The following is a 26,981-nucleotide window of genomic DNA, read 5'->3' on the forward strand; positions in this document are numbered from 1 at the left end:
TACATGAAAGATTGGATAACAGCACATAAGCGAATCACATTCATTGTACTAAGTATGGTCTGTACAGTGCTTGTTCTTTGGCAAGTATTTGCCGTTAAAATTAGACAGGATATACAAGACACCCTTATTCAGCGAGTCAGCCAGCAAATCAATGGACAGCTGACAGTGGGAAGCGTTGATTTATCATTGTCTGGCCGCATTAAAATCCAGAATGTCTCTCTCTATGATCAGCAGGGGGCACTTTTAGCCCAGGTTCCAGTAATCAAAATGCAGTATCGCTGGTCTGATTTGACTGGCGGCAGCCTCGGATTACCCAAAATTGAAACGGTGACTTTAGAAGGAGGAGAACTTTGGCTCAAACAGTCCAATGATCATTTTAACTGGGATGACTTACTCAAAAAAGAACAAGATGAATCGACTCCCTTTCGCAGTAAAGTCGAATTAGAAGACGGAAAAATACATATTGAAACCCCCCTGTTTTCTCAGTTATTAGAAAATACAACAGGTACGATTGACTGGCAAAACAACCCGGAGATGACAATTTCTCTTAAAGGTAAAGCAGATCAAAGCATAGTGAATGTAAACGGACAATGGGGTGAAAATCTTCCCGGAGATTTTCACATCCAAATTGATACTCTCGATGTACTCAAATTTAAAGAACTTTTTGCCAATACAGCCTATTCTCTGGAAGCAGGCACGATACAGCCATTACAGATTACAGTAAAGCAGGATACCAAAGGTACTTTACATTATCAAGCAGAAGGCAGTTTTTCTGATCTGAAATTAAATGGTAAAGTGGGAATACAGGAAGGACAAGGAAAATTCAGCAGTAACGAAACAGGACTGCATTTCGAAGATGTAAGCCTATTGATTTCTGGTCAACAAGCACAAGGTCAAGGTACTATTTCCTGGATTGATGGTACGGACAACCTTGATTTTTCTTTGACTTTGCCTGATGCTGATCCCGCCGCTTTTGTATCGGGACTAACTGCAATGCGTCCGCTAGCCTTGCAAGTGCAAATTGCCGGACCAGTTACGCAGCCTCATATCACAGGTAATTTCAGTGTGCCCCAAATCAGTTTCAGTAGTATGGCAGTCAACAGCGTTACAGGGAACTTTCGTTATACTGACAATAAAGTACTGCTGCAACAGGTCCAAGGCACTGCCTATCAGGGAAATTTAGCAGCTAGCGGATCTGTAATGACAGAAGATCAGAGCTATGAACTGGATGTAAACGGACAAGGTCTTAATAGTTCACAATTAACAGATAAAGACGTTCAAGGTCCCCTTGCTTTTAACGGTCACGTCAGCGGTAAGGGTGAGACAGCTGTCACGAGAGGAAACTTTAGCATCCACGATGGCAAAACTTACGGGGTTGCCTTCCAGAAGATGACAGGCTTATTTGTAAAGAAAGGAACTACTACGGATATTTCCGGAATCGCCATTCAAACTGCTTATGGAACCATCTATCCCGAGCAACTTAGCGAAGAAGCCCTAGAAAGGCTGAAACAACACGATATTCCTGTTTCCAAAGGAGAACTAAAGCAAGCGGTGACTAATAAACTCCTTGAAAAGCTAATACGCTGAGTTCAAGAAAAAATGCTGCGAGTCCTTTAAAACATATAAAAACGAATTGAACCACAAAGACGCAAAGGACACAAAGGGGATCTAATTATATATTTTTTGTGCACTCCTTTGTGTGCCGCGGCAGCGGCATTGTGCCTTTGTGGTTCATTATTTCTTATATTTTCACTTGCAAGACTTATAATTTTAATGCTATGAAAAAAGAAAGACAAATTCCTGCAAGGTTGATATACTTTGCAGGAATTTGTCTTTCTTAGCATTATTACATTCATACTCTATCGCTTATTTTTCGTAGCGATATCCACCCAAACAGCTAGTACCAATATAGACCCTTTCACAATAAACTGCCAAAAGGTTTCTATATTTAACATACTCATACCATTATCCAAGCTTGCCATTACCAGCGCACCGACAATCGCGCCACCGACGTTGCCTACACCGCCCATCAGACTGGCTCCCCCGATGACACAAGCTGCAATAGCATCCATTTCGGCATTTTGACCAGCTGCTACCGAAGCTGCATTCAAGCGGGAGCAAAGCAGTACCCCGGCAATTGCAACCAATAATCCATTGATGGCAAATATACTCAATGTCATTTTTGTAACATTGATACCTGATAATTTAGCTGCTTCTGCATTGCCGCCAATTGCATACACTCGGCGGCCAAATACGGTTTTAGTCAAAACGTAAGAAAAGGCAACAGCCATGATTGCCAGAATGAGCACCGGCACAGGGAACCCCTGGTAAGAATTAAGAATGATAATAAGTAAGCCAATTACTACAGCAGCAAAAGCAATTTTTGCAATTTCAACGGACATTGGCGGAATTGCCAAACCGTATTGGGAATGTAGTTTTCGACCTGAAAGGGCCTTATAAACAAGAACGGCAACAGCAATTAGGCCCAACAAAATACCAACCCCGTCAACTAGATATGCATTACCCACAAAACGGATACTTGGGTCAAGAGAAGCAACGGTAGTTCCTTTGGTCATACCTACTAATATACCTCTAAATACCAGCATACCTCCTAGAGTGACAATAAAAGCCGGTATCTTTTTATAAGCAATTAACCAGCCATTAAAAATACCAATCAACAAACCAAGGACGAGAGTAATCCCTATCGCTAAAATTCCATCCACTTTGAGCCAAACATTAAGAACTGCTGTAATACCTCCCAATAGCCCCATAAGCGACCCAACTGACAGATCAATATGCCCTGCAATAATGATAAAAACCATACCGATAGATAAAATACCCGTAATGGACATTTGTCGAAATAAGTTAGACAAGTTTCTAGAGGTTAGAAAATCCCCGTTTGTCGTCATGGTGAATATAACCCAAATCGACACTAATGCTAAAATCATAGTATATGTCTTTACATCAAAATGAAACATGGATGCCAAGGATATTTTTTTCTCGCTGCCCATCCCAACTGCCTCTTTCTTCAGCTCCGTTGTCACGCAGTAGCCCCCCCTACAGCACAATGCATTATTTGTTCCTGATCCAAATTCTTATGATTCAAAAATTCGCCTTTTATCCGCCCTTCATTCATGACCAGTATTCGATCAGACATTCCCAGGACTTCCGGCAAATCAGAAGAGATCATAATAATACCGATACCATCTGCAGCCAAGCGGTTCATCAGATTATAAATTTCATATTTTGCACCAACATCAATGCCGCGGGTTGGCTCATCCAAGATCAGCACCTTTAATTTACGCAGCAAATATTTTGCCAGCACAACCTTTTGCTGATTACCGCCACTTAAGTTTTTAATGCAAGTATCCAATCCGGGTGTCTTTATCTTTAACCTTGCTATATAATCATTTGCATCTCTTAGTTCCTGACAATCATCAATACGATCCATTGCCAACCGATATTTTTCAATAGTAGCCAATGTCATATTTTCCCTGACAGACATGATCTCAATGATGCCATGGCGCTTGCAATCTTCGGGCAGCATGGCGATTCCCTGCTGCAACGAATCATTCGGGTGATGAATGGACAATAGATTCCCTTCCAGATAAACCTCCCCATGACATTTTCCATCATAAAAACCATAGATTGATGATACTAGTTCCGTACGTCCGGCACCTACTAAGCCGGCAAAGCCTAAAATTTCACCCCGTTTTAAGGAAAAATTAGCATTATCGACTAACTTTCTACTGGGATCACTTACATCATATACCGTATAATTTTTAACCGCAAAAACCTCTTGCTCTGTAATATGTACCTCTTTGGGATATAAATCGGTAATTTCCCGGCCTACCATCATCTCCACAATCTCATCCTTCGTTAACGTACGGGTTAGTTTAGAACCAATAGAACGGCCGTCACGAATAACGGTCACAGTATCCGCTAATCGGAGGACTTCATCCAGTTTATGAGATATGTAAATACAAGTAACGCCCTTAACCTTCAATCGTCCCAAAATATCCATAAGAATCTCTACTTCTCCCTCGGATAAGGAAGCTGTAGGCTCATCCAAAATAAGTAACGTAGCATTTTTCGCTAACGCCTTGGCAATTTCGACCAACTGCTGCTGGCCTGTTCCCAATTGTTTTACCAGTGTGTAAGGATTGACATCCAGCCTCATTTCCCTTAAAAGTTCTTGCGTTTTTGACAACATCGCTGGTATATGAATACGCCCATGAGAGCTAATTTCGTTACCGATAAAAATATTTTCGTATACGGGAAGTTCTTTAAATAAAGCCAATTCTTGATGAATGATTGAAATACCGGCTTTTTCCGCATCTGCAATGTTACCAATCATCATTTTCTCCTGATTAAAAACAATATCCCCCTGATAAGAGCCATGGGGGTACACACCGCTCAGTATTTTCATTAATGTTGATTTACCGGCACCGTTTTCACCACATAAAGCATGAATCTCACCTTTTTTTACAGCGAAAGATACATCGTTTAAGGCTCTCACACCCGAAAATTCTTTGATAATTCCCTTCATCTCCAAAATCAAATCGTCCATTTTTATCCCCTCATATTCAAATTGAGCAGGTGGGATACAGCCCCACCTGCGATTTGAGTGATTACTTAGGCCATTTGTCTTTAGGAACGTTTTTGTATACATCCTCTAATTTGTTATAGGCATCTTTAATAACCGTATCTGCCATATTTTTGGCATCGACAGCTATGGGCGTCAAGAGAATAGAGGGAACATCTTTACTGCCGTTATTGACTACACCATCTGTTTTGATCTGATCCCCTTTGACGATTTTCACCGCAATTTCCGCTGCTGAAGGTGCTAGAAGTTTAATAGGTTTATAGACGGTCATGGTCTGTGTTCCTTCTACGATTCTCTGGCAGCTAGCCAATTCAGCATCCTGTCCGGATATAGGTACTTTTCCTGCTAAATTTTGCGCGCCTAGAGCCTGCACGGCACCGCCGGCAGTACTATCATTAGAAGCTACCACAGCATCAATCTTATTATTGTTAGCCGTTAATGCATTCTCCATGATCTTAAGAGCTTCTTCCGGCAGCCAATCTTTTACCCATTGGTCGCCAACGATCTGGATATCCCCTTTAGCGATGAATGGTTTGAGAACATTCATTTGGCCCTCACGAAAGAGTTTTGCATTATTGTCAACGGGAGAACCGCCCATTAAGAAATATTTGCCTTTTGGTACCAAGTCCGTAATGGCTTTAGCCTGCAATTCTCCGACCTTCACATTATCAAAAGAAATATAGTAATCTACATCAGATTTTGTAATTAACCGGTCATAACTTAATACTTTAATGCCAGCCTTATGAGCCTGTTCGATAATCGGCGCCAGAACATCTCCATTGTGCGGGATAATGACCAAGATATCTACGCCCTGGGAAATTAAATTCTCGCATTGTGAGAATTGGGTCTGATCATCCCCATTAGCTGATTGGACAACCACTTCTGCACCAAGTTCCTTGGCTTTGGCAACAAACATATCTCTGTCATGCTGCCATCTTTCCAGCCGTAAATCATCCATACTAAGACCAATTTTCACAGTCTTGTTCTTCTGAGAGGTATCTTTGGAAGCAGTCGTTTCTTGCTTGGTACATCCGACCATCATGAATAAAGAAGTAATGCAGACCAACACCGTAATTAATAATCTCACACTATTTTTCTTAAACACAATCTATTCCCTCCTATTATTAAGATCAAGCCCCTATCTCCCCAATTTCCCGCCCATTACACTTCTAATAGATACTGATTCAAAATTCCTTTGATTTGTTCCTGACGCCCCGATTGATTCACAATTGGCTTATTCTGCAGTGCATAGGCTTCTAACGTATGAAAATCTGCCTTGCCTTCTACAATTGCAAGGCCAATCCCCCCCTTAAAGCTGTTGTATCTTTCCCCAATTATATTTTCAAATACCTGATCTTCCTTTAGTTGGGCAGCAACTTTTAATCCTCTGGCAAAAGTATCCATCCCTGCTATATGGGCATAGAATAGATCTTCCGGCTCAAAGGATTCCCGGCGTGGCTTAGCATCGAAATTCAGACCGCCCTTACCCAAGCCCCCGTTCTGGAGAATCTCATACATCGCCAGCGTAGTTTCATACAAGTCTGTGGGAAATTCATCCGTATCCCAGCCTAGCAGCATATCTCCCTGATTGGCATCAACGGATCCCAGCATACCGTTTATGCGGCTTATCCTTAATTCATGCTGGAAGGTATGACCGGCCAGCGTAGCATGATTCGCTTCAATATTCATCTTAAAATAGTCCTGTAAATTGTAATTCCGCAAAAATGCCATGGCCGTTTGCGCATCAAAATCATATTGATGCTTCGTCGGTTCTTTCGGTTTGGGTTCAATTAGAAACTGACCGGTAAAGCCGATTTCCTTGGCATATGTCACTGCCATATGGAAAAATCGCGCCAAATTATCCAATTCCAGTTTTAAATCCGTATTCAATAAGGTTACGTAGCCTTCACGTCCGCCCCAGAATACGTAGTTATCTGCTCCCAATTCCTTGCCTGTTTCCAACCCTTTTTTCACTTGAGCTGCTGCGTAAGCAAATACATCCGCATTGCAAGTAGTAGCCGCACCATGAAGAAAACGAGGATGGGTAAACATATTCGCCGTATTCCAGAGCAATTTGGTCTTACTTGTCTTTAAATACTCTTTCATCATAGTAATGATCTGATCTAAATTCGCATTTGTTTCCTCAAGTGTTGCACCTTCCGGGGCAATATCCCGGTCATGAAATGCAAAGAAAGGAACATCCAGTTTGTCAAACAGTTCAAAGGCTGCTTCCACTCGTGCTTTGGCTCTATCCATTCCCCTATAGGTGTCCCAAGGTCTTAGCATCGTCCCACTACCGAATGGATCGGAACCATCATGAGTAAACGTATGCCAATAAGCAACTGAAAACCGCAAGTGCTCCTCCATGGTTTTGCCGGCCACCAATTCTTGCGGATTGTAATACTTAAAAGCCAGCGGATTTTGAGATTTAGGGCCCTCATAGGTAATTTTTTTTACCCCACTAAAATACTCCATCTTTTCCCCTCCTATAATTATATAGTTATATACATTTATATAGCTGCCATCCTTAGATCACACTGAGTTTTTCGAACGAATCTTGAAGTGCACCGTACAATTGATGGTAAACCCCATATAAAGAATTGTATTTTTCTATATTAGCCGCAATCGGCTCCGTTTGTTCCACGGTTTTGATCATCACGCCGCACGCCTCTTCCACTCCGGCAAACTCTCCAGCCCCCACTGCAGCCAATATGGCAGCGCCAAAAGCAGGTCCTTCTACCGAATTCACCACATGGATGGACAGCCCCAAAATGTCAGCCAGTATTTGACGCCATAAAACACTTTTGGCTCCGCCACCGCTCACTCGAATCTCATAAATAGGAATACTTTGCTCCCGGATGATCTCCAAGGAATCACGCAGGCCAAAACCAACACCTTCCAAAATGGCCCGAGTCATATGCCCTCGACCATGAGTCATAGTCAGCCCTACAAAAGTTCCCCTAGCATTTGGGTCACTATAGGGAGTTCGTTCTCCCATTAGATAGGGCAAAAAGAGCAATCCTTCGCTCCCAGGCGAAACTCTTGCTGCTTCTTCCAGCAAGACAGCATAACCAGCATCATCTAATTGACAGACCTCTTCGACCCACCATTTCAAGCAGGACGCAGCAGATAGCATGACTCCCATGACATGCCATTTTCCATTGGCATGACAAAAAGAGTGGAGGCGATTTTCGCTGTCAACAGAATAATTCTCCTGGCAGGCAAATACCACACCCGAGGTACCTAATGCCACCGACACCGTACCGACCGTTACCACACCTGTACCTACCGCGCCGCTCGCCTGATCACCACCGCCCCCGACAACGATAGTACCACTATGAAGTCCCGTTTCCTGTGCAGCCTGCTTTGTTACGCTGCCCGTTACCTCATAGGATTCATAGCATGAAGGCAGTTTTTCCTCTGATAAACCCAGAATATTAAGCATTTCTGACGACCAACAACGATGGGCTACATCAAAAAACAAGGTTCCCGATGCATCGGATGTATCTGTTGCATATTCCCCTGTCAATTTCCATCGTATGTAATCTTTGGGCAATAAAACGTGCTCGATCTGCTCATAAATCTCTGGACGATTCTTCCTTACCCATAGAACCTTAGGAGCGGTAAACCCTGTAAGCGCCTTATTGCCTGTATATTCGGACAATTTTGATCCTAATCTTTCACTTAGCTCATCACATTCATCCTGAGTACGTTGGTCACACCATAATAAGGCCGGCATCAGCACATGATTGTCTTTATCAAGCAGGACCAAGCCATGCATCTGCCCACTTAAGCCAATTCCCTCTACTTTACTTGGCATGTTTTGAGGCTCAGTCAAAATCTCTCGGATTCCCTCACGGACAGCATTCCACCAATCCATAGGACTTTGTTCCGCCCAACCGACCTTAGGATAATAGACAGGATACTCTTTTGATACTGTTCGTAATACACTTCCCGCTTTATTTAGTAACAGCAGTTTTACAGAAGATGTGCCTAAATCAATTCCTAAAAAGCTCATTCCGCCTTATCCCCCCTTTGATCATTCGACAACTTTTTCCTTACTTCTACATAAGTTCGTTGCTCCGATAAACTAACTAAATAAAAAAATATAGCGAAATGGTATCACCTCCCTTAGATTCATGCTATTATCTTTATTGTTTGTTGGTCAGATAAACTAATTCGATGTTTACATGCATATTCCTGCTAACTAAAACTAAATATTTTAGTTAGCAGCTGCAAAAAGCATATTCATGAAACCGGTGACGCATAGAGTCTGGAAATGACCAATGCAGCAGCTCCCATTGCACAGGCATGCATATTAAGCTGAGAAGGCAGGATTTTCACCGAAAAATATTTAGAAGCAAAACAGCGTTTCCCAGCCTCTTTTCTCAATTCATCCATTAAAATATCACCGGCTAAAGGCAGACTATTTCCAATGATGACAAGCTGAGGATTGAATGCATTAATAAGATTGGCCACGCCAATACCAAGGTATTTACCCACATACTCAAATGCCCTTCGAGATACATCGTCCCCTGCAATAGCGTTATCTATAATATTAAATATGGTCAATTCTTCCACACATATATGCTCTTTCATATAGCGGAATAGGGCTTTTTCCGAAGAATATTCTTCTAAGCAGCCTGTATTGCCACAAGAGCAAGGTATCCCGTCAAGAGAGACTGTCATATGCCCAATTTCACCTGCCAATCCCCTTGACCCGCGATAAAGTTCATTATTAATAATAATTCCCGCTCCTATTCCCGTGCCTGCACTAATGTATAAGAACTCATCTGCTCTTTTCCCTGCACCGAACCATTTTTCCCCAATGGCACCAGCATTCGCTTCATTATCAATAAACACCGGGACGCCAAATTTCTGCTCAATAATTGATCTAAGTTCAATATTCTCCCACCCTAAATTAGGTGCCGATAAAATCAGTCCCTGTTCATAATTTACAATACCCGGGACACCAATTCCGATGCCAATGATACCGCGAACCGTCTGGGATGCATTCTCAATCGTTTCCCGAATTAAGGTTTGCAAATCGGCAATTCTTTGCCCCGGTGAGTTATGGGTATGCTGCAAATCAATGCGCTTTTCCCAAATAATTTCCCCTGCAAAGTTTGTCATAATACTTAAGATGTAATTGACTCCTAAATCAATACCGATAATATTGCCAACCTCTTTATTGATAGAAAGATTGACTGGCTTTCGACCGCCTTGTGATTCACCCGTTCCCATTTCTAAAACCAACTCTTCCGTAAGCAGTTCATCCACTAAAGCAGACACTGTTGACTTATTGAGTCCGGTGACTTTCGCAATTTCTGCCCTGGATATGGGTCTTTTTTTATATATGGTATTTAATACAATCATTTTATTAATCTGTTTTACTAACACTTGATCAGCAGTTTTCATATTATCCTCTGTCCTGTTCCTATATTTGCAACAATTAGTTTATCGAATAAACAAACTATTTGTTGTTATTCTTTCGCTGCACTCCTCTTAGATTCCTGCTCACTAATTTTATTTTCATAAATTTTTGTAAAAGACACGAAGCAAACATATTTGACCAAAACTGGGAGTAGGCTTCTACAAGCCTACTCCATTATATTGATACCAAATTGCTTTTCCACGCAAAACATTGCCGCCTTCCCCTTTTGCAACACCAGGTATATACCACAAATCCCATCGCTCCCAACTAAAACCAGGTCCATATTTTCCATCAGGATAACCGTTGCTTTCGTAGCTCGGATTTAGACCATCGAGATTGTTTGCTGCTTCTGCATGGGTCATAACACGATAAATATCGACTGTCAAATCCAGTGCCTTACACAGCACAGCGATCACTTGACTCATGGATTCGATCTGCATCGCTGTTGGCGGTTCACTGCCAACATTATCTGTCGTCGCACCATAACAGCAAGCTAAACAAATACCAATTGAAGCTGTATTTCTCTTATAGGTATGGGATTTTGTTTGCGAGAAATCATTGGTAGTAACGTGAATACTGCCATCCTGATCGATATTAATATGATAATCATCAAAGAATTGACCATAGTGGTCTCCTGACCAGTGCAGATATAATTTTACATCCCGATTCATGCTGTTGGCTGCCGACCAAAGAGTGTTTTTGCTTTGCAAGGCCAGTTGCTTCAGCTCTGTCAGTGTTACTTGTCTTGTGGCTGTTCGGTTGGATGAATCGATGGATTGCTGCATTTTACGAATTGCAGCAACTTCCATATCAGTAACCCAGCCAATGAGTATCGATGGAATTACAAATTTTTTCCATCCTAATGTTTCATTTATTTGCTGTATAGCTCGATTTCGTTTTTCACTGTTTTCTATTTTATCTGCAAGTGCATCCAGCTCCAAAATGATCCTTCGGATCACTCCTTTTAGCTTGCTTTCAGATAACGTAGCAAACAACACAAAGAATGCCATCATCGATACATTGGCTGCAAGAAGAGATCCTAAAACCCAGAAAAACAGTTGTAACTCACTTGGAATCAACATAAAAAGAGCCCTCCTTTCTGATTTTCAAATCCCATTCCTAGATCCTCTCTTTTCTATCCTATGTAAGATTGCAAAACAAGGTGACAATGTCTTATTTCTGCAAAAATACAACCTTAGCCAAATGTATGGCTAAGGTTACTATAGACCCTTATTCTGCTGTGCAGCGAGAAAGGCTATGGAATTATGCCTGATTTCTACTGTTTTGCGACGGAGTCTGCAACACATATACTTTCACCGGTTTAATGCCAAATCGATAGGCTTCTTTCACTGTCCATTTTGCTATATCAATCCGATGCCCCTTAATCGCTCCGCCTGTATCCTCGGCTACCGCGTACTCTTTCGTTCCATCAGGATACTTTATCATGACTCGTGAACCGAGGGGAATTACTCTAGGATCTACCGCGATTACTCCAGGTCTGATTTGTGTCCCCATATGAGTCTTATTACCCCACTGATCGTTGTCATGAGGTCCTGGAGCATATGCAGTCGCTGTAATGTTTAAAACCTGCTTTGCTCCCGCTTCTTCCGACGGTTCATTTTGCGCAAGCTGGTCTGCTTGTTCAGGCGTAGCTTCCTGTGTAACAGGCGATGCCTCTGGCGCTGTTCCTGAAGATGGAAGAATGGCAGCTATGCCAGGAATAATGGAAGCTGCAACAACAGCAGCACTGCCAATCGCAGCTGCAATCTTCTTATAATGGCGTTTTGTTTTGCAATGTTTTTTTTCTTTCATACGATCCCCTCCTAATGATTAGTATTTACCAAAGATGAATGTAAATATTAAAAACAGATAAAAACGAATTGAACCACAAAAACGCAAAGTGTAAAAAAAAAGCACTGGAAAGACCAGTGCTTTTTGAATGTTATCTAATTTATGTAGAAAACCACGATGAGTCTTATACGAGCAAGTATTCGTTACTTTTTAACAAGAATTTTAGTAACTTCTGCAATATATAAAGTATGGTGATCCTTATCAGGGTACCATTTTTCGTTAAGATCTTGCGCGATAAAGCATTCGGGTTTATATTCTTGTGCATATAATTTTTTGCAAAGAATCGCTATATTTGCTTCTTCAAAGAGCGGAATACCATCTGCATGAAGGACCGTCAGATTAGATTTTCCTATTTTATCTTCATCTCTGCCAGACTTTGCTCCAAGATAACTTAAGGTTTTTCTAAAACTTTCATCAAAAAAAGTGAGGGAAAAGGTATCTGATTGATCGATAAACTCTTTAGTGAAGCGTTGTGGGCGAATCACAATGTAAGCGACATTTTTTGCCCACATTACACCAAATCCACCCCAAGAAGCGGTCATAGTATTCTGCTTTCCCTCTTTTTCTGCAGTAATCAGCATCCAGTCTTTTCCTATCATTTTAAAAGGGCTCTGTTCAAATTCCTCAGGTTTAATCTCATTAAATATAGTCATAACTATGATCTCCTTTGTTTTTCATTTTGCTTTACAAAATCCTTATGTATATATAATAATATAAATATATGAAGAAGTATAGTATGCACCTTTTTGTGTGCTACTATCCAAAAGGAGAGTGCCAAACCAAATGTGCTTTAACGCTTCCACCATATGTAGCTAGCCCATAGTACGCCCCATAATGCTGTTAAACCTTGGTACTCCTGAATCGTTTTAAATGTTGCCAATATATATAGCAGCCCGACAAGCACTGCCAAAGCAAACGAATCATATGCAATTCGCCATGCTTTAGATCGATTGGTTACTGTTTTCTTAGGAACTATTGATTTATACCATGGTTCAGGTGCAACGGTCATGATTTGCTGTTTAGCATTATGACCATGCATCATTGCTTCATTGATAACAGGCAAAGGTTGAGTATCGCCTAAATACTCTTTTAATTTCTGGCCACAGTAACGACAGTATTTTGCATTATAAGAAGGTTTCTTACCACAAAAATCACAATACATGATTACCTCACATACTCGTTTTTTCTATAGGATTCCCAATATTTATAGTTTTTCTTTCATTGAGATGAAAAATAATAACAATAAAGTCCTGCAGAATCTCTTTTGAGTTCTTGCAGGACTTTATAATATTGGCTTCTAGAACAATGAAAGCTGATTGTCCTCATACCCTTTTTTATAGCCTTTGATAATATCATCCATTCTATAAAGAATTCCAAATCGATTACATTGATTTTGAAACAATTGCCACAGCAGCTTTGCGTTTGGTGAAGGGCACTCATATTCGTTGCCAAACTGACGGATGTATTTTTGCCGAAGAGCAGGAAAGTGTTCATCAAGCTTTTGATAATACCATTCTCTCTGATTCTGCCTTAGGGTTACTCCAAACAAGGGATATATAAACTTAGCTCCATTTTCATGTGCAAGGCGAATCATCTCACTGATATTATGCTCATTATCCTCTAAAAATGGAAGTACGGGCATAAGTAATATCCCAGTAAAAATCCCATTCTCTGAAAGCTGTCTAATGACAGAAAATCGCCTGGAGGAGTCTGCTACATTCGGCTCTATTTTTTTACAAAGTATATCATTCGCAGTGGTAATGGTCATTTTGACAATCACTGGCGAATGCTTTTTTATTGACTTTAGTAAATCAATATCTCTTATGATCAAGTCACTTTTGGTTGCAATACAAATACCAAAACGGTTAGCATGAATTAACTCTATAGCTCCTCTTGTTAAACCATATTTCTTTTCAAAAGGATTGTATGGATCGCTCATTGCACCGGTTCCTACCACTCCAGTCCTGCGTTTTGATTTCAGCTCAGATGAAATCAAGGCAAGAGCATTCTCCTTTGCCCTTACCTCATCAAAATTCTCCACTTGATAGCATTTACTGCGGCTGTCGCAGTAGATACAACCATGGCAGCAGCCTTTGTAAATATTCATAGTATAATTTTTCCCAAACCAATTATCACCAGTATCATAACCAGATATAATTGTTTTTGCAGGTATAAATTCCATTTTATAAATCACTTTCAACAATAAAAATTAAAGCATGCTTAATTTTATCATTAAGCAACTTTTTCGGCAAGACTGCCAGTAAGACATTGAACTCTTACCCTTACAGCTTACCCGATAAGCTTTGTGCACTGGTATTCATTTGATATTCAATCAATTCTTTATACTTTTTTCCAATATCCGAGACAGGACTAACAAACACCTGCGAGGGTTTGCCTTCTTCTACAATGCTTCCATTATCCATAAGTACAATTCGATCAGCCACCCGTAGGGCAAAAGGCAATTCGTGAGTTACTACAATCATAGTACTGGCACGATAACGGGCCAACTCCTCCATTACTACTAATACTTCACGTACTAGAATTGGGTCTAAGGACGCAGTAGGCTCATCCCACAGCATAAGCTCCGGCTCATAAGCCAGCGCTCTAGCAATTCCCACACGCTGCTGCTGCCCGCCTGACAGCTGATCTGGTTTGTGATCCAGATGGTTATCTAAACCAACCTTACGCAACGACTCCATTGCCCGACTTTCAGCATTTTCCCGTTCCACGCCGCTCATCACTAATCCCAACATAACATTCTCAAGGGCGCTTAAACGTCCAATCAGATTAAAATGCTGAAATACAAAACCAATCCGTTTGCGGGCTTGTCGCAATTCATCCGGGTCCATTGCAAGAATATTGGATTCATTTAGCATGATAGAGCCGCGATCCGGCTCTACTAAACGGTTAATTGTGCGAATGGCAGTTGATTTCCCGCATCCAGATGGTCCCATTAGTACAACGGTTTCCCCGGTTTTTACCCTAAGATTAAATTCATTAACAGCTACTAAACTGCCAAATTGTTTATAAAGATTTTGAATAACAAGCATCTTAATCCACCCAGCTTATTTAAACTTCATTTTACGGCGATTCATGGTTTGCAAGAGTCCCGGGCGCCCACTGGGTATGACAATTTCTCGCATTACCTCATCAAAAGATAGTCCAAGTGACTCTCCAGCAGTTAATTCATCAATGGCAATTGGACTAATTTTTTCTGCATTATTTGCAAGTAATAACCCCATAACCGCTCCTAGAAATGGTACGCCAATCCACGGCAAATTGGGAATTCCACCGCCAGACAAGACAAACATTGCCGTAAGCAATAGTGCACCAATCCCCATACCATAGATACATTCCGGTGCAGTAAAACTATTTTTTACACCTTGCACCACTCGTCTGACCCCTTTAGCCCGAGGTGCTTGATTGACTGCCCATTTTCGACGAATGACGGTCATAATGGCTGTATGATCAAGAGTCAAGAATATCATCACAGCAATCAGCGAAACCATGCCGGCTAAAATCGCTTTCACTTGCATCAAAATCGTCATGACTTCGGCCCGGGGATCAGGCTCAATGATACCCACAGCAGAAGTATATAATGACACATTGTTATGCCCTACTACTCGATAGATAATAGGTCCTGCAAAGTCCGTTGTAATATTGCTTTTTGTCAAAATTTGAATACGTTGACTGGGTATTACCTGTCCTGCAATAAACTGATCCATTAAATTGGCTGATCGGCTGATTTCCTCATCTTTCAAATTTGGAACAGCTGCTCCCAGATACTGTAACTGAGCTGCAATAAGGGGTGTGTTAAATTGCTGCAATTGGACAATGCCAGTACCAGTTTCATTAAGGGTCTGACGAGCTCCATTCACATCAAAAGTACGTAAATTAGTGACCATACTATTGCCATTGGCTACGATCCCATCAATAGCTGCCCGCGCCCGGCGGGCATCGGCTGCCACATTATCAACTGCGCTCAGTGTATTTTGCAGAGTCACTAGATTTTGCTGTGTTGCAGTCAGTTGGTTAATGGAAGATGATACCTCAGGATTTAATAATCGGATAATTTGCAAGGTGCTGACAAGGCTGCCCATAGCACGTGAAGAATTCGTCAATTGCAACTGAATGGCACTGGTATCGAGCTTTGCTAAACCGCTTGTTGCTGCTTCAATCGTTGTTTCTGCCTTAGCCAAGCTGCTTAAAGTCTCTTCTACCGCAGTAATACTGCCACTATAACTATTCAGCGCATTATTGGCAACGCCAGTCATATTTTGAGCATCTTGAGCGATCTTGGGAATTTGAAGAACCAAGCTCGATGTTTCTTTCAAGGCATTTCCTAATTGAGTGCGAGGATTGTGAAAAACGGCTGTTCCGACAAGATTTCCAATAACATTATTGATAACAGCATGTCCTTGCCCATTGGCCGCTTGGGTTCCATCACCTTGTATAACCATCCCTTCAGCTGAGCCACCGCTCTTTACCATTGTTACTTTTACTAACACGTTTGCGGAATCCAGGGGCGCACCAGAAACAAGCTCACTGGCAGCCGTTCCCTGAAATGCAATGGTATCACCAAGCATAAACGTAACTCCAGCTGCTGGAGTAATATTAGCTTTGGTAGCAAAAGCAGTCAAAAAACGTTTTAGCTCGATCATCGAACTCACTAAATACACCATATCACTACTTTTGCTGTCCACGGAAACGCTTTCAGCGTAACCAACTGCCTTTTCCTCTCGTATTGCATTGGCAATCTGCTCACCTAAACGCATAGAGTTCTCAGGTTCACTACCAACTGGAAATGCAATATCAATTGTATGATACTGACTGAGTAATTTTTCAATCTCGGCATTGACAGAAGCCGATTTACTAATGGATTGAATAATAACAGTAACGGAACCGCCATCGCGAAAAGCAAATAGCACGCCATCAATCTGCATAATTTGTTCAATGATTGTATTTTTTGCTCCTTCTGGCACCGCCTTTAAGGTTACTCGTGGTTCAGTCATAATACTAATCCCCGAACGACCTGGAACACTGCCAAAAATACTGTCAATGCTTTCATAGGTTTGTTTTGTTTTATTTTGTGCTGGTAGGCCCACTAAAAAACTGGTCAGCCCGTTTAAGGTTGGCCCCTCTTTTATTTTTCCCCCAGGAAAAACTTGTTCAATTACTTTTTCAATCTGAGCCTGACCATTTTGTTTCATCTCTTCTCTTACATTGATCAGCAGATCAAATTCTCCATAATCGCCAACAAGGGTAGATATAGTTTCAGAAAAGTATGTATTTGCTGACATGGCGATTAGATTCGCCAAGGATGATCCAATGATAATACTAACAATCAAGAGTATCACAATATCACGGTTAAAAGAGTTGGAAAAGAAAGTACGCACAAATGTTTTACGTGTTTTAGCTAACACAGCTGCCACCTATACTCCCCCTCATAACTTCCCCAATTAAAGCAACTTATACTGGTCTAGGCTATAAATAATACCTGTTGATATGTAAGAGTATCTGCAGGTTCTTCTTTTCTTAGTCATCAAAGAAGAAATTTTATTGGCTCGGCTTGCTGACTTTGACTCTTTAGATTCCCATAATTAAAATTATGGGAATCTAAAGGAAATGTCCTCCTATAAAACGAAATGTATCACTGTATAATTTCTTCAATGTTATATGAACTTATCTTCAATTTTAATTAGCAATTACACTACTAGAAGAAGACCAAGTTTTTTGAATTTGAAGATTAGCTGCTAAGGAGTGTGGATGAATTAATGTATGAAAATCTAGACGATCAGTCTAATGAGCTAACAGTTATGAAAAAGATGCACAATATCAGTCTATGTGTTATGCGTCAAGAAGAGATGAAAAAAATCTTCGGCGAAATCATTGAAACAGCAATATGGATCATGCAAGCCGATAGAGGTACCCTTCAACTTCTTGATGAGAGCTCCGGTGTTATTCGAATAATTGCTCACCATGGCTTTGATCACTCCTTTCTTAGTTACTTTGACAGCGCTCACAAAAGTCAAACTGTTTGCGGTTTGGCTCTTAAGTGCTGCGAACATATAATTATTGAAGATATCACCCAAAACTCCTTGATCGATTCTCAGTCCCTAGAAGTCATGTTAGCGGCTGGTATACGATCAATGCAATCCATCCCTATATTCAGTCATACGGGGCAACTGTTGGGGATTTTATCGACCTATCACCGTACTCCTCACCAGCCAGATGCTAAATCCCTTCAATTATTGGATTTACTAGCACAGCAAACGCTGGATATCTTTAAACATACGCAAGCTGAACAAGGGATGAGGGAAAATGTAAACCCTTCGATGCCATTTTTCTCAACAGGCGGTAGTTTCTGGTCAAATAGTACTTCAAAACTTGTAGCAGAAACATCACGGGAAGATCTGCAAGGCAAAATGCGAGGTCGTTGTTGTGCTTATGAATCCGTTGCACTCGTGCCTCTTAAAATCAAAGAAGAAATCATTGGTCTCATACAAATCAACGACAATCGAAAAAATTTATTCACCAAAGAAATGATCAACTATTTAGAGATGCTGGGGGAACGAATTGGTGCTGCAGTCTCCCATTGGTGGGTTCACAAAAAGTTAGAAAATACGATTGATGAGCTTCACCCAGAAAATCTGGTTAGAATCGAAGCGCAAAAAAAAGCAGCTTCCGCCTACGACCAAATTCACCAAATGTTAGAACGTATTACAGATGGTTTTTTCGCATTAGATAATGAATGGCGGTATACATACATTAATTCCGTTGCAGAAAAATTCTGGTTTTGTAATTCCCAAGATATGCTAGGCAAAAAAATATGGGATTGTTTTACGAGTGTCCAACCTTATTATGATGAGTACCATAAAGCCAAGAAAGAAAATATTGCCGTCCATTTCGAAGCAAAGTCAAATAGTACTGATGCATGGCTAGAGGTACATGGCTATCCTTCACCAGAGGGGCTCTCCATCTATTTTCGAGATATAACAGAGCATAAAGCGATTGAACAAAAAGAACTGGAATATAAAAAATTGCTTGAGGAACAAATTCTTTTATTAAACCTAGACCCTGATTACACATTTATACACGACCTGAACGGGAAAATCAGCTTTTGGGGGCAAGGCGCTGCACGAGGCTACGGATGGACACAAGACGAGGCCTTATCTAAGATATCCCAGACCTTGCTCAAAACCCAGTTTCCCATCCCAATTGCCAGCATCAATGAAGAAGTGCTTGCTAAAGGAAAATGGGTGGGAGAACTTGTGCATACAACTAAAGACCATAAACAAGTAACAGTAAGAAGCTGCTGGCTTCTACGTAGAAAAACAAGCGGCGGCTCTCAGGAGATCATTGAAATCGATAAGGACATAACAGAAGAGAAAAAGATACGGGAGGAATTAGGCCGACTTGATACAATGAAACTGGTATCTCAAATCGCAGCAGGAATATCCCACGAGATTCGTAATCCGATGACGACTGTGCGGGGATATCTACAGCTACTCGCGCAAAAAAAGAATTACTCTGAGGAAAAGTCTAAATTTGAACTTATGATTGAGGAATTAGACCGGGCCAATCAGATCATTACTGAATTCTTATCCTTAGCCAAGAATAAAACAGCACCTTTAGTTGCTCATGACTTGAATGAAGTCATCCACACTCTCACTCCATTGCTGGAAGCTGATGCTGCTTCCCAGGCTAAGTCTTTACGAACGCACTTATATCCTAATATGCCTAACATCCTATTGAATACGAATGAAATCCGGCAACTCATCTTAAATTTAGTCCGCAACGGCTTTGAGGCCACTGGAATTAACGGTAAGGTCAGTATATTAACCTATCTTGAGGATGGGCAAGTCGTCTTAGCTATTGAAGATAATGGCTGCGGTATCCCTGCTAATATAGTAAAAGATCTGGGTACACCCTTTCTAAGTACTAAGGCTAGCGGAACCGGGCTTGGCATCCCCACTTGTTATAACATCGCGAGACGTCATAATGCTGCAATTACGGTTAATACACAGGAAGGGGGAACTACCTTTTATATTCAATTTCCAGTTGCCAAAATATGAGTACTGCAAACTTAAACAGCAATCAGCTAAGACAAGGCTGAATGACAAAAATAATTTGAGCCAGTATCTAAAGTTCTAGATACTGGCTCAAATTATTTTTGTATTGTCTTACGTAAAGCATTTTTCACACAAAAAGAAGTCAAGATTAAACCTAGATAGGCAAGACATTCATCAAATTCTTCCATATTCTGAAGATGTAAATGCCTTTCGCCTAGCTCTGCAGATATAAATGCAAAAATCGTAATTACCAGCTCAGTGACGGGAAATCTGCGCTCTTGCATTAGTTTATAGGGAATTTTATATAAGCCGTATTTAATGACCGCACATAGCCACACTACTATTATTACCACAAGCAGTGGATTGACAAAGGGACCGTAAGGCAATTGGGATAGTGGAAGAAAAGAAGGGCCATCAATAGCATGAAAACCACTGGGATAAAATACTCTCCCCCAGCTTAATTCTCTGCCAATCATCAATAACCATAAAGGTATAGCCCCAATCAGAAAGCGAGCAGCAGGAATATCTCCGGCTGACCTGGCTTCCTCCCACCATACGCAGGTTAAAAGTAGACCGAGTACTAATATGGCAACCTGCAGCCATTCTAACAGACTATTTTCCCACCCCCATGAAACAGGTAAATAAGGGGTAATGAAATATGACAACAAAACACCCACAAGTAAGAACCATTTACAATATTTCAATCTAAAACCTCCGCTCAAGTGAAATAAATGACTATTTAGTCAATAAAAGATACACTACTATTAAAATAGCAACTATCCAATTCTACCACTTAGCAATAGTTTCCACAAGAATAAACATGACTTTGCTTAAAACAAAGAATACCCCCAGATATTCCCTTACAAAATACTGCACACTTACACAATACTTTAAAGGGTTTTATACTCAAATGGTAAATAATATTAATAATTAGACGATCTAAATCATTCTGTGGTTTGTTCAGTAATAAAGGAGGACATATGTCAATCAATACTAAATTTATAAATCGCTTGCAGCACTATCAAGATCAAAAAGAAAAGCAAATCAAGCGATTTAATCAGACTAGCAATATACGAATGCTCGTGTTTTTAATAGGCGCAGGAGTTACTGGCTTTTCATTTCTTAAAGCTGAATCCCTTTATGGGTATTCTGCCTTATTTTTATCCCTTCTTCTCTTTGGTTATTTTGTTTTCAAGCATCAAAAGATCAGAAGAGAACTCAATAAGCTCATCTGTAAAATTAAAATAAATGAAAAGTATCTTAGCCGAATGGATGGAAGCTGGATTGATTTTACAGATAACGGGCAGGAATTTATAGATCCTAATCATCCCTATACAAGTGATTTGGATCTCTTCGGAGCAAAATCCTTGTTTCAGTGGATGAATGTTACTTATACTTTCCATGGCAGAAAGCAATTACGAGATCTTCTTACTGCTCCTGAGAAAAATATCCCACTTATAAAAAAACGTCAGAATTCTGTAACTGAAATGGCACAAAAGGACAAGTTCGTAGAAGAATTACAGTCCATAGGCATGCTTACCGCTGAAGTTAAGAATGATCCGGATACTTTGATTGCTTACGCAGAAAAATCCTCTCCGTCATATACAAAGTTGCTGCAAATTATATTCTATATCGTACCTGCAGCAACAATTCTAACGATGGTTTTATTCTTTAATGGCTTTCTGATTTCGATTTATGTACCGCTAATTCTAATTATTATACAAATGGTGATTACAGCCATTGGATTTTCAAAGAATGCATTGACCTTATATATGGTGTTTCAATTTAAAGAAAAAATTAAAGCGTTCCATCACTTCATTCAACTAATTGAAAAAGAAAACTTTCAAGATGGACACTTAATGCACCTGCAAACAGAATTGTTTCACGCTGAGAAATCTGCCTCACTGCAAATAAAACAGCTTGAAAGAATAGTTGCTGCAAGCGAGTTTCGTTATAATTTCATTTCATTTTGTCTTATGAACTTTCTCTTACTGTGGGATTTTCATTGTGTATTTGCATTAGAAGCTTGGAAGAAAGAAAATGGTAAAATGATCCGAAAATGGTTTCGAATCATCGGCGAATTTGAAGCAATTGCAAGTCTGGGTGTCATTTCACAAATACATCCACAATGGGCTTTTCCTGATTTCGTAGAGCAGAACCTAGCATTTTCCGCAACAGACATTGGACATCCCTTACTCGTTGAAGATAAAAGCATACGCAACAATATTGAAATCAAAAATAATCTCTGTGTCATAACCGGATCGAATATGTCAGGAAAGACGACTCTATTACGGACAATCGGAATCAATCTTGTTTTGGCTTATTGCGGAGCCCCTGTCTGCGCTACTAAGCTGGAATGTTCCATTATGAATATTTTTACGTCTATGAGAATCAGCGATGATTTAAACAGCGGTATATCCACCTTCTACGCCGAACTGCTGCGCATAAAAATGATCATCGACTTTTCACATGAAAAGCAGGACATGATTTTTTTAATTGATGAAATATTTCGCGGTACCAATTCAATCGATAGACTAATTGGAGCTACCAGTGTGTTAAAGAATTTAAATAAACCATGGGTGATTGGACTAATTTCCACCCATGATTTTGAACTCTGCAATCTAGAAGATGAAGCTGGTAATAAAATCGTAAATTATCATTTCACCGAAAGCTATGTAAATAATGAAATACAGTTTGATTACAAACTTCGCAGTGGACGCTGCACAACTACCAATGCAAAATATTTGATGCGAATGGTGGGCATTGAATTGTATGATTCTAAATAGACAATTACTCTTATATAGCGTCAAAGCTCCTACAAAATTAATAACTTCTGCAGGAGCTTTGGCGTTATATTGGTTTTATCGCACTACTTGCTCAAAAAGGAGTTTTTCATTGCCTTTATTTACTTCTTTGCTGCCATTTCTTTATAAGCTTCGTATTTTTCTCTAGCCGCTTTTTCTGCTGCTGTAAATAATTCTTCTGCTTCTCCAGGAAAATTTATCACTAAGGATGAGTACCGTACTTCTCCCATCAGGAAATCTCTAAAATTTGCTTTCGGTTCTTTCGAATCCAGAATAAATGGATTTTTGCCCTCTTCTTTAAGCATTGGGTTATATCGATACAGATGCCAATATCCTGCTTCAACTGCATTTTTGGATTCCAGCTGGGTATACCCCATTCCTTTAGTCAATCCATGACTAATACATGGCGCATAGGCAATAACAAGTGATGGTCCCTTAAATTGTTCAGCTTCTTGCAATGCTTTGACTAATTGTGATTGGTTGGCTCCCATAGCAACCTGTGCAACATATACATAACCATAGGTCATGGCCAACATACCAAGATCCTTTTTCTGAATCTTTTTCCCTGATGAAGCAAATTGCGCCACTGCACCAATAGGAGTAGCCTTTGAAGATTGTCCGCCTGTGTTGGAATATACTTCTGTATCAACCACTAAAATATTAACATCTTCTCTGGATGCCAGCACATGATCTAAGCCGCCATAACCAATATCATAAGCCCAGCCATCGCCTCCATACATCCACAAGGATTTTTTTACAAGATGTTCTTTGTTATTCAATACGTTTTCTTTTAAGGCCAATTCTTCGTCACTAAGATCTGCTGACTCCAAAGCCTTCACTAAAGAGTTACTTACGACTTTACTTACACTACCTTGGTCAATATTTTCCAGCCATTTGCTGATTGCTGTTTTGAGTGTCTCATCCTTCGTAAGCGTTGACAACTCTTCTAACTTCATAGCAAGTCTTTGTCTTTGCTGTTGAACCGCTAAGCACATACCCAAACTGAATTCAGCATTGCTTTCAAATAAAAAGTTTGACCATGCAGGACCATGCCCATCTTTATTGACGGTATACGGGAAGCATGGTACAGCTGCGCCCCATGCTTGTGTACAGCCGGTTGCATTCGCTACATACATTCGATCTCCATAAAGCTGGGTCATCAGTTTCATATAGGGTGTTTCACCACAGCCAGCACATGCACCAGAAAACTCAAGGAGGGGCTGTTCGAATTGACTTCCTTTTACACTAAATTTATCTAAGGGGTTTTCTTTGTGGGAAAGTTTCAATGAATAATCCCAGTTTTCGATCTCCGCTTTTTGACTTGCCAAAGGCTTCATAGCAAGTGCTTTTTCTTTTGCAGGACAAACTTGTGCACAACTTCCACAACCATAGCAATCTAGTACATCTACCTGCATTCTATAGTTATACTTTCCGAAGCTAGATCCGCCATTGGCTTTTTTAGTCTTATATCCCTGCGGTGCTGCTGCTGTTTCTTCTTCAGTGACTAAGAAAGGTCTGATGGCCGCATGAGGACAAACATAGGAACACTGATTACATTGAATACAATTATCAGCAATCCACTCCGGAACATCTACAGCAATACCTCGCTTGTCATAAGCAGATGTTCCCATAGGGAATGTACCGTCTGCTCTTGCAGCAAAGGCGCTAACAGGAATATCATCACCTTTTTGCGCATTGATCGGAATCATAATATTCTTAACAAAATCGGGCAGACTTTCATTGGCAGCTACGACCGCATCCACCGCATCAAGCCAAGATGCCGGAACTTCAATTTTTTCTGCACCAATGACTCCTTGATCTACAGCAGCATAGTTCATATGAATCACTTTATCGCCCTTTTGACCATAGGACTTGAGGATTGCTGCTTTCATGTATTCAACAGCCTGGGGCACAGGAATAACTCTTGCTAATTTAAAGAAAGCTGCCTGCAATATAGTATTGGTACGATTGCCCAAACCAATTTCTTTCGCAATGTAGGTTGCATCAATAATATAAAATTGAATATTCTTTTTGACTAAAGCTCTCTTTACACTTGCCGGCAGGTTTTTTTCTAGCTCATTTCCCTTCCAGCTACAGTTTAATAAGAAGATGCCATTATCTTTAATATCACTTACAATATCGTATTTATCAATATAAGAAGGATTATGACAAGCTACAAAATCTGCTGTTTTTACATAATAACTAGAGCGAATCGGTGTTTTACCAAAACGTAAATGTGATTTTGTAATACCGCCAGATTTCTTCGTATCATATTCGAAATAGGCCTGAACATACATATCTGTATGATCCCCAATGATTTTAATCGAATTTTTATTGGCACCAACAGTACCGTCTGAACCAAGGCCCCAAAACTTACAGCTAATAGTTCCTTCAGCAGCAAGATCTAATTCTTCTCCTACAGTTAACGATAAATAAGTAAGATCATCATGAATGCCTACGGTAAAATGGTTTTTGGGCTCATTTTTTATCATGTTATTATAAACAGCTACAATTTGAGCTGGGGTAACATCTTTTGAAGATAGTCCATAACGTCCAGCAAAGATTTGAGGTCTTACAGCCTTATTAATAAATGCCGAACAAACATCCAAGTACAATGGCTCACCCAACGCACCCGGCTCCTTGGTTCTATCCAATACAGTCACTTTCCTTATTGTACTTGGCAAATCTTTTAAGAAATGCTCTAAGGAAAATGGTCTGTACAGGTGAACTTGCAGATATCCTGTTTTTTGTCCCTGCTTATTTAATGCATCAACAGTTTCTTGAATGGCTCCACTTACAGAGCCCATGGCAACAATTACATATTCGGCATCTTCTGCACCATAATAATTAAATAATTTATAATTTCTGCCTGTGAGTTTATTAATTTTATTCATGTAATTTTCTACAATACTAGGTAGTCTATCATAGTATGGATTGGACGCTTCTCTTGCCTGGAAGAAAACATCTGGATTTTCTACCCCGCTTCTCATCACAGGTCTTTCTGGATTCAAAGAATTTTTACGGAAGTCTTCCAAAGCTTCTTCATTTAACATGCTGCTCAAATCTTTATAATCGATACATTCCACTTTTTGAATTTCATGAGACGTTCTAAATCCATCAAAGAAATGCATAAAAGGGACACTGCTTTCGATAGCTGCAAGATGTGCAATACCTGCTAAATCCATAACTTCTTGAACACTGCCCGTTGATAGCATCGCAAAGCCCGTTTGCCTACAAGCCATAACATCGGAGTGATCGCCAAATATCGAGAAAGCATGAGTTCCTACTGTACGTGCAGTTACATGAAGTACACCCGGTTTCAGTTGTCCTGATAATCTATACATTGTTGGTATCATTAAAAGCAGTCCTTGGGATGCGGTGTAAGAAGTGGCCAACGTCCCTGCTTCTAAGGAACCGTGCATAGCACCAATTGCCCCTGCTTCCGATTGCATTTCTACCAATCTTACTGTTTGACCAAATAAATTTTTCTTACCTTTTGCCGACCATAAATCTACATGTTCTGCCATTGGAGATGACGGCGTGATTGGATAAATTGTAGCAACTTCAGTGAATACATAAGAAATGTACGCCGCTGCTTCGTTGCCATCCATTGTTTTCATTACTTTACCCATAAACTTACCCCTTTCACCATAATCATAATTCATTCAGTATATCGATATACTGTCAACCAGTGACTAAATATTCTACACGAATTTTTTATATACTACTTTAGAAATACAGTAATTTGCCCTTATAAATGTGGCCCTTTATTTTTAGAGAAAGGACTTCAAAGTAATCATACTTTCAATGCGGCATTGCAAATACCTCTATATCTGACATGGAGTATTTACATAATAATTTTCCGAAAATACCAACTGTACTTTATAATCGCTTCGGAACAATATACTATTACGATAGACAATTTTGACGTCGTAAGAAAGCAGCTAAGTTATTAATGAACAAGGGCATTACAGATATTGGAGTGGTGCATTTTAAAGATCCTTATCTGGCAATGACACTACGAAGTCATGGTTTTATTGATACGTGTATAAAACATGATATTCAATTCTCAGATAAAAATGTTATAAATACTTAAAGTTCTATTCAAGGTGGCGTTTTGGCTGCTGAAAGTATTTTTTGTGATTCAGATTCTCTTGCACAAGGTATACTGCATGTTTTAAAAGCGGCTTAGACTTTCCTAGGCAAAAGATCTC

General features: G+C 40.2%; 18 protein-coding genes. 3 read left to right on the forward strand and 15 right to left on the reverse strand.

The features are described 5' to 3' along the window. Window positions 1–3: 3 nt before the first annotated feature. The gene (locus LMF89_RS18065; RefSeq protein ID WP_229536291.1) at window positions 4–1,587 is read left to right on the forward strand and encodes an AsmA family protein; all 1,584 of its coding nucleotides are present in this window, start codon (window positions 4–6) and stop codon (window positions 1,585–1,587) included. Window positions 1,588–1,859: 272 nt separating this feature from the next. Here the strand turns inward: LMF89_RS18065 and LMF89_RS18070 are convergent, their stop codons facing one another. The 13 genes from LMF89_RS18070 to LMF89_RS18130 form a co-directional block, all read right to left on the reverse strand. After that, complete coding sequence (locus tag LMF89_RS18070) at window positions 1,860–3,044, reverse strand: sugar ABC transporter permease (RefSeq protein ID WP_229536292.1); 1,185 nt, start codon at window positions 3,042–3,044, stop codon at window positions 1,860–1,862. Next, window positions 3,041–4,570, reverse strand: a complete 1,530-nt coding sequence (locus tag LMF89_RS18075; protein WP_229536293.1) for a xylose ABC transporter ATP-binding protein — start codon at window positions 4,568–4,570, stop codon at window positions 3,041–3,043. The genes LMF89_RS18070 and LMF89_RS18075 overlap by 4 nt, the downstream gene beginning before the upstream one ends. Window positions 4,571–4,631: 61 nt before the next feature. Beyond that, on the reverse strand, window positions 4,632–5,711 hold the full coding sequence (gene xylF, locus LMF89_RS18080) for a D-xylose ABC transporter substrate-binding protein (protein WP_229536294.1): 1,080 nt from the start codon (window positions 5,709–5,711) through the stop codon (window positions 4,632–4,634). 56 nt (window positions 5,712–5,767) lie between these two features. Next, window positions 5,768–7,081 (reverse strand): xylose isomerase, encoded by a 1,314-nt coding sequence (xylA, locus tag LMF89_RS18085; RefSeq protein WP_229536295.1) that lies wholly within the window; start codon window positions 7,079–7,081, stop codon window positions 5,768–5,770. A gap of 52 nt (window positions 7,082–7,133) precedes the next feature. Continuing rightward, entirely contained in the window at window positions 7,134–8,624 is a 1,491-nt protein-coding gene (xylB, locus tag LMF89_RS18090) for a xylulokinase (RefSeq protein WP_229536296.1), read from the reverse strand. 230 nt (window positions 8,625–8,854) lie between these two features. Next, window positions 8,855–10,024, reverse strand: coding sequence for an ROK family transcriptional regulator (locus LMF89_RS18095; protein ID WP_229536297.1), 1,170 nt, complete (start codon window positions 10,022–10,024; stop codon window positions 8,855–8,857). A gap of 174 nt (window positions 10,025–10,198) precedes the next feature. Continuing rightward, complete coding sequence (locus tag LMF89_RS18100) at window positions 10,199–11,122, reverse strand: peptidoglycan recognition protein family protein (protein WP_229536298.1); 924 nt, start codon at window positions 11,120–11,122, stop codon at window positions 10,199–10,201. Between the two features lie 181 nt (window positions 11,123–11,303). Then, the gene (locus LMF89_RS18105; RefSeq protein WP_229536299.1) at window positions 11,304–11,852 is read right to left on the reverse strand and encodes a 3D domain-containing protein; all 549 of its coding nucleotides are present in this window, start codon (window positions 11,850–11,852) and stop codon (window positions 11,304–11,306) included. Window positions 11,853–12,034: 182 nt separating this feature from the next. Beyond that, window positions 12,035–12,544 (reverse strand): flavin reductase, encoded by a 510-nt coding sequence (locus LMF89_RS18110; RefSeq protein WP_229536300.1) that lies wholly within the window; start codon window positions 12,542–12,544, stop codon window positions 12,035–12,037. A 137-nt stretch (window positions 12,545–12,681) separates the two neighbouring features. Further along, window positions 12,682–13,053, reverse strand: coding sequence for a hypothetical protein (locus LMF89_RS18115; RefSeq protein ID WP_229536301.1), 372 nt, complete (start codon window positions 13,051–13,053; stop codon window positions 12,682–12,684). A 135-nt stretch (window positions 13,054–13,188) separates the two neighbouring features. Next, window positions 13,189–14,073 carry an SPL family radical SAM protein gene (locus tag LMF89_RS18120; protein ID WP_229536302.1) on the reverse strand — a complete coding sequence of 295 codons (885 nt, stop codon included), beginning with the start codon at window positions 14,071–14,073 and terminating at the stop codon, window positions 13,189–13,191. 100 nt (window positions 14,074–14,173) lie between these two features. Beyond that, window positions 14,174–14,941, reverse strand: coding sequence for an amino acid ABC transporter ATP-binding protein (locus LMF89_RS18125; RefSeq protein WP_229536303.1), 768 nt, complete (start codon window positions 14,939–14,941; stop codon window positions 14,174–14,176). A gap of 15 nt (window positions 14,942–14,956) precedes the next feature. Further along, window positions 14,957–17,323 (reverse strand): hypothetical protein, encoded by a 2,367-nt coding sequence (locus LMF89_RS18130; protein WP_229536304.1) that lies wholly within the window; start codon window positions 17,321–17,323, stop codon window positions 14,957–14,959. A gap of 330 nt (window positions 17,324–17,653) precedes the next feature. On the opposite strand from LMF89_RS18130, the gene LMF89_RS18135 reads away from it, so the two are divergent. Beyond that, entirely contained in the window at window positions 17,654–19,966 is a 2,313-nt protein-coding gene (locus LMF89_RS18135) for an ATP-binding protein (protein ID WP_229536305.1), read from the forward strand. 92 nt (window positions 19,967–20,058) lie between these two features. On the opposite strand, the gene LMF89_RS18140 is transcribed toward LMF89_RS18135, so the two are convergent. Next, window positions 20,059–20,667: a hypothetical protein gene (locus tag LMF89_RS18140; protein WP_229536306.1), complete on the reverse strand. Its 609-nt coding sequence runs from the start codon at window positions 20,665–20,667 to the stop codon at window positions 20,059–20,061. Between the two features lie 276 nt (window positions 20,668–20,943). Here LMF89_RS18140 and LMF89_RS18145 point away from each other — a divergent pair, with 276 nt between their 5' ends. Beyond that, complete coding sequence (locus tag LMF89_RS18145) at window positions 20,944–22,749, forward strand: MutS family DNA mismatch repair protein (RefSeq protein ID WP_229536307.1); 1,806 nt, start codon at window positions 20,944–20,946, stop codon at window positions 22,747–22,749. A gap of 119 nt (window positions 22,750–22,868) precedes the next feature. Here the strand turns inward: LMF89_RS18145 and nifJ are convergent, their stop codons facing one another. Continuing rightward, window positions 22,869–26,399, reverse strand: coding sequence for a pyruvate:ferredoxin (flavodoxin) oxidoreductase (gene nifJ / locus LMF89_RS18150; protein WP_229536308.1), 3,531 nt, complete (start codon window positions 26,397–26,399; stop codon window positions 22,869–22,871). Between the last annotated feature and the right edge of the window lie 582 nt (window positions 26,400–26,981).

The organism is Pelosinus baikalensis (genome assembly GCF_020819555.1).
Classification (GTDB): domain Bacteria; phylum Bacillota; class Negativicutes; order DSM-13327; family DSM-13327; genus Pelosinus; species Pelosinus baikalensis.